Annotated in this window: 9 protein-coding genes; 5 read left to right on the top strand and 4 right to left on the bottom strand. The window is 51.8% G+C overall.

The window, feature by feature from the left end; genetic code table 11:
* Positions 1-19: 19 nt before the first annotated feature.
* Both QU597_RS20375 and QU597_RS20370 read right to left on the bottom strand, forming a co-directional pair.
* Positions 20-1252: an MFS transporter gene (locus QU597_RS20375; protein WP_310829586.1), complete on the bottom strand. Its 1233-nt coding sequence runs from the start codon at positions 1250-1252 to the stop codon at positions 20-22.
* 447 nt (positions 1253-1699) lie between these two features.
* The gene (locus QU597_RS20370; protein ID WP_310829585.1) at positions 1700-3223 is read right to left on the bottom strand and encodes a DHA2 family efflux MFS transporter permease subunit; all 1524 of its coding nucleotides are present in this window, start codon (positions 3221-3223) and stop codon (positions 1700-1702) included.
* Between the two features lie 205 nt (positions 3224-3428).
* On the opposite strand from QU597_RS20370, the gene QU597_RS20365 reads away from it, so the two are divergent.
* Positions 3429-4001 carry a TetR/AcrR family transcriptional regulator gene (locus tag QU597_RS20365; RefSeq protein ID WP_310829584.1) on the top strand — a complete coding sequence of 191 codons (573 nt, stop codon included), beginning with the start codon at positions 3429-3431 and terminating at the stop codon, positions 3999-4001.
* A 76-nt stretch (positions 4002-4077) separates the two neighbouring features.
* Positions 4078-4446 carry a hypothetical protein gene (locus QU597_RS20360; RefSeq protein ID WP_310829583.1) on the top strand — a complete coding sequence of 123 codons (369 nt, stop codon included), beginning with the start codon at positions 4078-4080 and terminating at the stop codon, positions 4444-4446.
* 37 nt (positions 4447-4483) lie between these two features.
* Here the strand turns inward: QU597_RS20360 and QU597_RS20355 are convergent, their stop codons facing one another.
* Positions 4484-5452, bottom strand: a complete 969-nt coding sequence (locus QU597_RS20355; protein WP_310829582.1) for a bile acid:sodium symporter family protein — start codon at positions 5450-5452, stop codon at positions 4484-4486.
* Between the two features lie 185 nt (positions 5453-5637).
* Here QU597_RS20355 and QU597_RS20350 point away from each other — a divergent pair, with 185 nt between their 5' ends.
* Together QU597_RS20350 and QU597_RS20345 are read left to right on the top strand one after the other, a co-directional pair.
* Entirely contained in the window at positions 5638-6717 is a 1080-nt protein-coding gene (locus tag QU597_RS20350; RefSeq protein WP_310829581.1) for an LCP family protein, read from the top strand.
* Between the two features lie 33 nt (positions 6718-6750).
* Positions 6751-7716: an acetylxylan esterase gene (locus tag QU597_RS20345; protein ID WP_310829580.1), complete on the top strand. Its 966-nt coding sequence runs from the start codon at positions 6751-6753 to the stop codon at positions 7714-7716.
* A gap of 301 nt (positions 7717-8017) precedes the next feature.
* Here the strand turns inward: QU597_RS20345 and QU597_RS20340 are convergent, their stop codons facing one another.
* Positions 8018-8932 carry an AraC family transcriptional regulator gene (locus QU597_RS20340; RefSeq protein WP_310829579.1) on the bottom strand — a complete coding sequence of 305 codons (915 nt, stop codon included), beginning with the start codon at positions 8930-8932 and terminating at the stop codon, positions 8018-8020.
* Between the two features lie 181 nt (positions 8933-9113).
* Between QU597_RS20340 and QU597_RS20335 the strand changes: the two genes are divergently transcribed.
* Positions 9114-11345: a glycoside hydrolase family 52 protein gene (locus QU597_RS20335; RefSeq protein ID WP_310829578.1), complete on the top strand. Its 2232-nt coding sequence runs from the start codon at positions 9114-9116 to the stop codon at positions 11343-11345.
* The last annotated feature ends 220 nt before the right edge of the window (positions 11346-11565 follow it).

The following is an 11565-nucleotide window of genomic DNA, read 5'->3' as shown; positions in this document are numbered from 1 at the left end:
AGTTTTCTGTACGAGCTGATTAGTAATTTACACCGGACTCTGCCTTCGCCCAGGATTTTCTCCAGGATCTTGTTACAGCGTAGAAGATAAGGGTGGTGAGGAGCACAATGGAACCGACCACGAGAAATCCGGTGACCTGTGAGCCAGTGGACTGCTTCAGCGGGCCCAGGACATAAGTCGGCAGCAGATATCCGCCAAGACCTCCGGCTGCACCGACAATGCCGGTAATGACTCCGATCTCCCTGGAGAAGCGTTGAGGGATGATCTGAAAGACCGAACCGTTCCCCATCCCGAGGCAGGCCATCATAACGCTGGTATAGAGCAGCATCACCAGGAATGAACCCGGCATCGAGGCAATGGCAAACGCACATACCGAAATTACACTGTACAAAACAAGCAGCAGGCGCATGCCGCCAATCCGGTCCGCAATCCAGCCGCCTAAAGGACGGAAGAAGCTGCCCGCGATAACTGTAATGGTAACCAGGTATCCTACCTGGATTTTGGTCAGCCCGCCGGGGTGTGCGGCGTCGCCGTACACATCGTAGAAGAAAATGCTCGCGTAGTTGGCGAACCCGACAAACCCGCCGAAGGTAATGGCATAGAACATCGAGAACCACCAGGTATCCGCATGCTTGAAGACGCTGAGGTAATCTTTGAGCGGTTTAGGCGCAGGGGCATTTGGGGCATCTTTAGCTAATATGGCAAAAATAATCATCACGATCGCCAGAGGAATCAGTGCGAGTCCGAATACACTGTGCCATCCGTAAGCCTGGGCGATTTGCGGTCCGAAAAAGGTGGCCAGCGCGGTTCCGCTGTTTCCTGCACCGGCAATACCCATCGCCAGCCCCTGATATTGCGGAGGGTACCAGCGGCTTGCAAGGGACAGCGATACGGCAAAGCTTGCACCTGCGAAACCGAGCAGGAATCCGATCATATGAATCTGCAGCAGGCTGCTTCCGCCAAGCCAGCCCCACAGGAGGGGAATAATGGTGAGGAACATTCCGGTCAGACCCGCTTTTTTGCTCCCGATGCGGTCTGCCAGGATCCCCATTGGAATCCGGAAGATCGAGCCGCCGAGGATTGGGATGGCGACCATGGTTGCTTTTTGGGTATCTGACAATCCGAAATCCTTGGTAATGTAGAGCGATAGCGCTCCGCACAGCACCCAAATCATGAAACTTACGTCAAAGTACAAAAAAGCTGAGAATAAACTCGGGGCATGACCCGCCTTGCGAAAACTTTTTGCTTCCATTGCTGACATCCTCCTTTTTATAAAACCCCAAGTAAGTAAATCGACAAAAAAGGGCCGACTGACAGAACCCGCATACCTGCGGATTGTGTTAATCGGCCCCGTTGCCAATTGCAGCCACGTCATCGTAGCTGACTTTATAAACAAATGTAAGAATGCCGGTACAACAAGCCATCCAGCCACAACATTGTGGGAGAACCTGTTGTTTCCTTCGTTGACACAATGCTGTGTCGTTGAAATCTTATATTGTCAATATAAATAGTCACACTGAAAATGTCAATAATGATGACATATAAATTTTTATTTATTCATATTTATGCTTTTTTTAGAGCGGATTACAGGTCTTTGTGTTAGGAATACTAACATAACGATGAGAAATTCCCGCAAAAAAAGAGATCAACGACTGGAATCTCGTTGACCTCTATCTTTGGCCGCGACATTTACTTGAAATTAGGCTTTTTTGACTATAGCCTGCTTCAATGCCTGCCCGGACTCTTCTTCCGTTGCCTGCCCGACCTTCTTGATGAAGAAGGAGAGCAGCAGACCCAGGACACCGATTCCCACGATAACAAGGTAGGCGTCATTGATACCCTGGATGGAGGCTTCCATGATCATATGTTCTTTCGTTCCTGGAGTACCGCCTGAAGTAAGCATTTCCTTCATGTGAGTAGTCGTACGGCTCGTCATTACAGTTACCAGCAAGGACGTTCCTACAGCACCCGCTACTTGCCTAACGGTATTTGAAATCGCTGTACCATGAGCATTCAGCTTCGACGGCAGCTGGTTTAGACCCAGTGTCTGAATCGGCATCAGCAGCAGCGCCATCCCGATCCGGCGGCCTGTAGACATCAGCACCAGATAAGTGAAGCTGGTCGAGTCTGTCAGGTTAACGAAGCCCAGAGTCGTAACGATCATAATGAGCAGGCCGACGATCGCCAGCCATTTCGCGCCGAACCGGTCGAACAGCTTGCCGGTAACAGGCATCAATAGCCCCATAATGAGCGCTCCGGGAAGCAGCAGCAATCCTGACTCCAGAGCAGTATATCCGCGGGCATTCTGCAGGTAAAGCGGCAGCAGCATCATATCCGCATACATCACGATTGTAACTGCGACACTGATGAGCGTAGTTAAGCTAAACATGTTGTATTTAAAAGCCCGGAGGTCGAGCAGCGGGCTTTGGGAAGTCAGCTGGCGCCAAATGAACAGGCCAAGCGCAACGACACCCGCAGCCAGTGACAGCATGACTTCCGCACTTGACCAGCCTGCGCTGGCCGCACGGCTGAAACCGTACAGCAATGCACCAAAACCAACAGTAGACATTACAACGCTGATAATATCAATTTTAGGATAAGAACGCTCCGACACATTCCGCAAATACATAAATCCGCAGATGATGACAATCAGAGTTAACGGAATCATACCGTAAAACATGGTTTCCCAGGTGTAATGCTCCAAGATATATCCGGCCAGTGTTGGTCCAATGGCAGGTGCGAATATAATCGCTAACCCGACCATCCCCATGGCTGCTCCGCGTTTCTCGCGGGGGAAAAGGGCTAATATTACATTGGTCAGCAGCGGCATGATAATCCCTGCTCCGGCGGCCTGAATCATACGTCCTGTCAGCAGAACAGGGAAGCTCGTTGCAAGCGCAGAGACTATAGTTCCCGCCAGGAATACAAACATAGACGTCTGGAACAGCTCACGGGTAGTAAACCGCTGCATCAGAAAGGCTGTAATCGGAATCAGAACTCCGTTAACCAGCATATAGCCTGTGGTCAGCCATTGTGCCGTTGCAGCTGTGATGCCGAAGTCATTCATAAGGCCAGGTACAGCAACACTCATCACCGTCTGATTCAGAGTTGCAAGGAATGCACCTAGAATCATAATGAACAAGATGGGGCCCTTTTTAATGGAACTGGCTGCTGCTTCTATTTCTTTACTCACTACACTCCATCCTTTCAAATCGTTGATCATAGACTTAATTTACAACGTGTTGTATAGTTGACATTGCATAAAACAAATTATAAATGAAATTTTTATGTAAGCAAGCAACGGTTTCTGAAAAAGTGTAAAGTAATTAACGTTCTACAAGTGATATGTAGTTTAACTTTTTGAAAAACGACAATTCCATACAAAATGTAGTCTACTAAGAGAAGTTGAAAGAATGGAGAGAATTAGGATGGAACCTAAGGAAGAGCGTATAGATCCCCGTGTACTCCGTACGCGCCAATTGCTGAAGAATGCGGTTGTTGAGCTGCTGGAGGAAATGGATATCGAGAAAATTACAGTCAACCGTATTGCCGAACGGGCCAGCATCAATCGTGTGACCTTTTATCTGCATTACAAGGATCTGCCGGATATGCTGGAAAAAATGGCCGATGAGATGGTTGAGAATATTCAGCAGGTCGTAAGCGATAATCCGGAGGAGGCGGGGAAAGAGGATTGGCCGCTGCTCGAGAACCTGCTCAAGCATATCCAGGCAAACGCAAGATTATATAAAGTTACGCTTACCTTCAGACAGAGTACGATTTTTACCGACCGTCTGGTGGCTCTAATTGAAGAAATGATTATCTCGCGGCTGGAGCGGAATGGGAACAACAGCGGCACTCCCGAGTCTATGATTCAGAGAGATATCGCCATCTGGTACGGCTCAGCGGCCCTGATTGGCACAGTGGTAAAATGGCTTCGCCGGGACATGCCGTATACACCCGCTTATCTTGCCAGACAAATCACCATGCTGCGGTCCCAATAGACCTGGTTTTTAAAGGCGGCGAGGCTATTTCGCTGCCTTTGCTAGTTTTGCAGTATGTGATGCAAGGAGTGAAAGTGTGTACCCGAGAATCTGTTGGGGCGATCTGCGTGCCCGGGTAAAAATCCCTTTGATTTCGCCGCAGGCGGGCAATATGGAGGGAAATAGAGGTAAAAATCCCTTTGATTTCGGCGCAGGTTGGCGATATGGGGAAATTAAAGGTAAAAATCCCTTTGATTTCGTCGCAGGCGGGCAGTATGGGGGAAATAGAGGTAAAAATCCCTTTGATTTCGTCGCAGGCGGGCAATATGGGGAAATTAAAGGGAAAAATCCCTTTGATTTCGTCGCAGGCGGGCACCAGCCCTCCAGCCCTACCGGCATTAGCCCTCCGGCCCTACCGGCTCCAGATCGGCAGCCGGTAGCGAGGCTCTCTGCTGGACCGGGCTAGAAGCCGGGACTTACTCACCCTATCCCCGAGACTTCGCTCAAGCCGCCGAAGTCCGGTCGGCTGCATGATTTACCCGGGAGCGGCGGCCGAGCAGGAAGCCTACCAGCGAAGCGAGCAGCTGCTGGAACACCATGCCGAGTACGACGGGGACGGCTACCGGAGCGGGGAAATAGGACACCGCGAGTACTGCGCCGGCGCTGATATTGCGCATGCCGCCGTTGAAGAGCAGGGCGACTTCATCTGCTTCGTTCCAGCGCAGAAGCCTGGCGGTGAGGAAGCAAAGACAATAGCCGGTGGAAGCCAGCAGAACAATAACAGCGGCCAGGCCTACCAGATGCAGATCGATGTCTGCCAGGTAAGGGGAAATGACCGAGCCGTTAATCATAATCACGACAGCCATGAACAGTTTGGACAGCGGGTTCAGTCTCGGGCTCCATACCGGAGCGACCGCACCCTTGCTCCATTCATTAAGCACCATGCCCAGCAGAGACGGCACAACAATCATCCAGAAGAGGCTGCTCATCATGGCCCAGGTATCCAGCTCCACACTGGTTCCAATCAGCACCGACAGAACACCCGGCACGATAAAGGGAGCCAGCAGCGTGTCGATCAGAATGATCGAGAGGGTAAGAGCGGTGTTACCTTTATAAATACTGACCCAGATAAAGCTGCTGATCCCCGTAGGAATCACCGCAGCAAGCACAAGGCCGGTGATGGTGAATTCATCCGAGTGGTAGAGCACATTCCCGAGCCCGAAGGCAACCAGCGGCATGGCCAGATGAAGGATAAATAGGCAGGCGAACAGGGGGAGGGGCTTTTTGAGCACATTCACAAAATCTTTAAATCCTAGACTGATGCTGCCGGCAAACGTCATAAAAGCAAACAGCCAGGGTGACAAAAAGGTATAAGGAGTAAGCGTACTGCCGCAGAGCACCCCGGTCAGGACACTCAGCGGAGTGATCAGTGGCATCATCCGGTTAAGCACACGGTTCACAGCAAGAAGCATGTCATGACATCCTTTTTTGGTAAGTTCCTATTATTATACACCTTTTGAAAAGGCCTGCATGTGATGACACCTCAATGTATGACGCACCCGCATCCTCTTCCACTTTTTAGTAAGCGACTTTATTAGCCTATGGTATAATCATTTACAACTTATAACATTATTGAGAGGGAAGCAGGAGGAAGGGAATGGAGGAGCGAAGCAAGAGAAGGAAGGCACAGCGCAGCAAAAAGCGTACCCGCAAGACACTGCTTAGTGTCTCAGCTGTACTTGGCACATGTCTGATCGCCGGGGCTGTCTATGCCGGAACACTGTATTTTAAGGCCGAACGGGCACTTGACCGGATTTCGGCATCGGGAACGGCTCCCGCTGAAACCGCTGGTCCTGCATCGCCTGAGCCCGGAGCATCGGCAGGTGCTGAGGCCGTGGAGGAAGAGGATGAGAACAAGCCGCTTACCTTTTTGCTCGCCGGTGTGGACAACAGAAGCGGCAGCGGAGGGACGCTGAATACGGATGTGCTGATGCCGGTGGTTTATGAGCCTATTACCAAGAAGCTGTCTATTCTGTCGATCCCCCGTGATCTGAAGATTACAAGCAGTGAGATCGGCTCGCATAAGGCTAATTACTACTACGCCTATTATTACGCACATAACAAGGACGAGGATTTAAGCAAAACAAAAGAGTTCTACGGTAGCATCCTGCAAATGGATATTGAGCATATGATTCTGATTAATTTTGCCGCATTCAGCAGTATTGTGGATGAGCTTGGCGGGCTGGATATCAATGTGCCGATGGATATGCGGTACGTGGATAATGCCGACGGCACCAATATTGACCTGAAAAAAGGGATGCAGCATTTAAGCGGCAAAGAAGTGCTGGATTTCGTCCGCTACCGTAAGTCTAACCGGGGAACTGCAGAGTCGTCCGATTTCTCCCGTAATGAACGGCAGCAGGAGGTCCTGAACCTCATCCTGGATAAGCTGGATTCTGTGAGCGGAATTGCCAAGTGGGGGGAGATCATCGATATTCTGGGCGATAATATCCGTACCGATATCGCCAAGGATCAGCTGAAGAGCTGGATTCTGAATTATAACTCCATGAAGCCTGCATCCAGTGAACTGCTCACCCTGGAATCGGAATGGAAGAGTCCATACGCGTATGCAAACGAAGAGGATCTGGTGGAGAAGCTGCAGAACTTACGAACCCCGCTGGGATTGCCTGCGCTCGATACTCAGGAACTGCTGCATGATTTTGGCATCACAGAATAATGTCCGGAAATAAGCATTAAAGGAGTAGAGAACATGGGTTACCTGGAGGATGTTACGAAGGAATTGTTCAACTATAAGCCGGAGCTTACCCGGCGGGAGGATTTTGACCAGTTTTGGGAGGAAACCATTGCCGAGGCTAGGGCTGTGCCCTTGAATAGCAGCAGACAAAAAATAACCTATCCCATAGAGCAAGTAAGTGTATATGAGATCAGCTTTGACGGGATGGATACAACCCCGGTGTACGGCTGGTATATTGTTCCTGACTTCAGGCAAAAGGAGAGGTACCCGTGCCTGATCCATTATCACGGATTCAACGGCAGCCGGGGAGAGCCCTCCGAGTTCATGCACTGGGTATTGATGGGCTTTGCCGTGGTGTCGATTGACTGCAGGGAACAAGGCGGGCGCACTGGCAGCCGGGCTCCCTCATCCGGGGGATACTCCATGAACCTGGCGAGTAAAGGCGCGCACAGCAAATATGAATATTATTACCGCTATCAATATATGGACTGCATGAAGGCGATCGATTTTGCCTGCGCTCAGCCGGAAGTGGACCCTAATCGGATTGTCGTTGAAGGCGGCAGCCAGGGCGGGGCTTTGACGATGGCGATGGCCGCGCTGGATCACAGGCCTGCTGCAGCACTCGCGGATGTTCCAAGCAACAGCAATCTGGTGCGGAGAATTGAAGGTGAGCATGGCGCGTTCGCCAGTGTAGCCGATTATCTGCGCCGGCATCCGGAGGAGCTGGATCTGGTGATGGATGAGCTAAGCTATTTCGATACGATGAATATGGCCGCACGGATTACCTGTAAGGTGCTTGCCTCCGTAGCGCTGAAGGATGAAACCTGTCCGCCGGAGATGTATTTCGCAACCTATAACCGGATTGCCGGGGAGAAAGAAATCAACATCTATCCGTTCAACGCTCATGAAGGCGGGGGAGCCATACAGACCGAAGCCAAGCTTAAATCGCTGAAACAATGGTTTCCGGAATGGTTTCTTTGATCATAAAGACAGGAAGAGTACGCCGCTGGACATGGTTCATCAGGAGTGAAGCTTCTCTACGATCCTCATTCGAGCCTCAGGTGGATAACCCTCGGCCGTTAAGCTTGGCCGAGCCCAGACTCTAACGCCCTAGTGTAAGGACGGCTGATTCTGCCGGATTGAAGGACAGCTGCAAAAGACCCGCCCGGATATTGTTCCGGAGGGTCTTTTTGGGCTGCTATCACTTCTCCGGTGTACGGTTACCCGGCAAGCGGTTTGCCGGCAGGCGAACAGGTCTTTTCCTTGCCGTCACCATCGGGTCTTATCTGTGTTCCCGGCCCGATTCCCGGTACTCCCTAGGTGACTTGCCATGCCAGCGTTTGAACTGGCGGCTGAAATGGGCGATATCGCGGTAGCCGAGCAGGGCAGAGATCTGGCTGACCGGCAGCCGCAGATCATCCAACAGCACCTTGGCCTCATGAAGCATCTGCTGGGAGAGGAACTCCCGGGGAGAGAGACCGAACACCTGCCGGAATACCCGGTAGCAGTGCGAGGAGCTGATGCCCAGCTCTGCAGCAATATCATCGACGCCAAGCGTCCGGTCTTCCTGTACATCATGCTTGAACTTCTGGTAGACAAGTCCCTGGAGCTGGCTGCGGATCTGGTGGGCAAGCTCAACCTTCTCATAAGTAGCAGAAGCATGCAGATTCGCCTCAATCGAGAACGCCTCCCACAGCTGGCCGAACAGGTCGAAGACCGCAGACTGCAGCATCATCCGCTGGGACATGGTAATATCCCCATGGATTGTGGTTGAAATGTCCACTAATTTGCTTAGGGGAGGCGAGAGTTTATGCGCAATGGGGCTTTCCGCGGTAAAGAGCATATGATTCAGCCGGCTCAGCAGCGAGATCAGAAGCTTGTCATCAATGTCAAAATGAATGCAGAAATAGGTGAACGGCCGGCCATTGCCGCTCTGGCTGGAATGGGAGTCTCCGGGTCTGAGCAGGACCAGATCCCCGGCCCGCTGTGTATAGCTGCGGTTATTAACGATCATCCGCTGCTCCCCTTCAAGCACATAGTTGAATTCGTACTGCAGGTGGGCATGAATTGGATAATTCCAAGCACCGCTTACTTTCCTCAGATGCATACCGAACAGGTTCAGCGTAGTTTTTACGTCCGGAATGATCGTCTCACTGATGCTTTGTCCAAGTTCAGGCGGCATAAAAGCTGAAGCCATGTGCAGTTCCCCCTTGGTTTATCTGGCTCACTGATATATCTATTAGTATACCTGACATCAGCTTGATTTGGGTAAATTATTGCTTGATTTGACAATGTTCCCGCCGGGCGGCCCCGTGGTAGGATAAGGAGGTACCAACAGAGCAATCGATCCTAAACGTACGAACCGGGAAGGAGTCATTATGACAAAATCTAATCTGTTCTATAATGTCCAGCATTCACCGATAGGTGCTTTTGCAAGCTTCACTTTAGGTTTTAAGGGGAAACATGGGGGACTTGGACTGGAGCTGGGTAAACCGGCTGACCAGAATGTGTATATCGGATTCCAGTCCGCAGACGGTGCAAGCTACGAGGCGCTGCCTTTTTTCGATCAGGTCGAGGATGCCGGCGCCAGATACGATATAGAAAAAGCGGATGAAACAGCGAAGGAATTACAGCAGGGGCTCCCTGTTCCGCCGGTCGAGAATGACGAAGCCAAGCCAAACGGCTCGCATCAGCCGTCCGGCGTACTTTTGAAAGCGTTTCAAGATCATGAAATCAGCAGAACACTCGGGGCGGCGACGGATACCTGGCAGGCGGGTGACCTGACCTTTCAAGTGTACTCCCCTGTCCGTCCGGTGCCTGATCCGGCAACTGCTGATGAAGCGGCGCTCAAGGCAGCCCTGCTGCCGGCAGTCTTCGCGGAGCTCACACTCGACAACACTAAAGGGACTTTTACACGTAAAGGCTTCTTCGGCTATGAGGGCAGCGATCCCTACAGCTCCATGCGCAGACTCAGCGACACCAGCGGCGGGGCTTTTCAAGGAATCGGACAAGGCCGGTTAACGGCGATTGCCTGTGATGCTGAAGGGGTGCAGTCTGCGCTCGGGTTCACGATGGAGAAGATTCTTGAGGCTAAGCTTACGCATAATCTAGCGTTTGGACTGGGCGGCACGGGCGCCGTGTTGATGGAGGTTCCTGCGGGGGAGAAACGGACGTACCGTTTTGCCATCTGTTTTTACCGGGGCGGACTGGTGACTACAGGTATCGATGCCAGCTACGCATATACCCGTTACTTTAACAATATTGATGCCGTGGCCGGTTATGCGCTGGAGCATTTTGATGAGCTTACCGGTTCCTGCACAGCAGCGGATACATGGATTGCCTCTGCCGGGCTTACCGGAGATCAGACCTTCATGCTCTCGCATGCGATTCACAGCTATTATGGCAGCACACAGCTTCTGCACGACGGGGACCGGTACATCTGGATCGTGAATGAAGGCGAATACCGGATGATGAATACGCTGGATTTAACGGCAGATCAGCTGTTCTTTGAACTGGTGATGAACCCGTGGACGGTGCGCAATGAGCTCGAATTGTTCGTGGACCGCTACAGCTATGAGGACAAGGTTGTCTTTCCGGGCGGAAATGAGGAATACCCCGGAGGGATCAGCTTCACTCATGATGTCGGCGTAGCCAATGTATTCTCGCGGCCGCAGTACTCCGCTTATGAGCTGGCCGGGCTGGATGACTGCTTCTCTTATATGAGCCATGAGGAGCTGGTCAATTGGCTGGTCTCCGCGCTCGTCTACATCGAACAGACTAAAGACCGCGAATTCACCGATAAAATGCTCCCGACACTCCATGCCTGCTTTGATAGCATGCTGAACCGCGATCATCCGGACAGCAGCCAGCGCAACGGCCTGATGGGTCTGGACAGCAACCGGGCGCAAGGCGGTGCTGAAATCACTACCTATGACAGCCTGGATACCTCGCTTGGGCAGTCCCGCAATAACATTTATATGGCAGGGAAATGCTGGGCGGCGTATGTAGCGCTGGAGAAGTTCTTCGGACAGGAAGGACTGGCTGAACTGGCGGCGGAGGCAGGGCGGCAGGCCGTGAAGTGTGCCGCTTCGCTATCTTCTCAATTAAACAGCGACGGCTATATTCCCGCTGTCATCCATGAAGACAACCAATCCTGCATCATTCCGGCGATTGAAGGCCTGGTCTTCCCGCTTTTCACGGGCTGCGGAGAAGCACTCAACCCCGGCGGCAGATTTGCCGAGTATCTCAGCGCGCTGAATACACACCTCCATACGGTGCTGGTTCCGGGGGTATGCCTTTTCGAGGACGGAGGATGGAAGCTGTCCTCTACAAGCAACAACTCCTGGCTAAGCAAAATCTATCTGTCCCAGTTCATCGCCCGGGAGATTCTGCAGCTGCCTTGGGAGGAAAGCGGGCTTGCAGCTGATGCTGCACACGTGAACTGGCTGCTGCATCCCGAGCTGTCCTACTGGTGCTGGAGTGACCAGATCTTGTCCGGCCTTATCGGCGGCAGCAAGTATTACCCCCGCGGAGTTACGGCCATCCTCTGGCTCCTGGAAGGTACAGGCAGCCGATCGCTGACCGGATTGGCGGATACATTAAAGGCATAAAGCAAAGGACTAATAGACTTGATGGACCTGGGGATTTGATTGCAGTAACTGCAATAGATAGATTAATTTGTTTACACTGGATCAATTCTACTGTATTTCGTGCAATAGAAAGACTAACTCCTCAGCGCTGAATCGCATTCTATTGTAATTCGTACACTAGATTTGCCGTTTTTAGGTCGAAATCACCACTTTTAGCGGATTCGGTTGTACTGAGTGCAGC

Source organism: Paenibacillus pedocola (assembly GCF_031599675.1).
In the GTDB taxonomy this organism is placed as follows: Bacteria; Bacillota; Bacilli; order Paenibacillales; family Paenibacillaceae; genus Paenibacillus_AQ; species Paenibacillus_AQ pedocola.
Note: the sequence above shows the minus strand (reverse complement) of the source record. Positions and strands in the feature narration are given on the sequence as shown.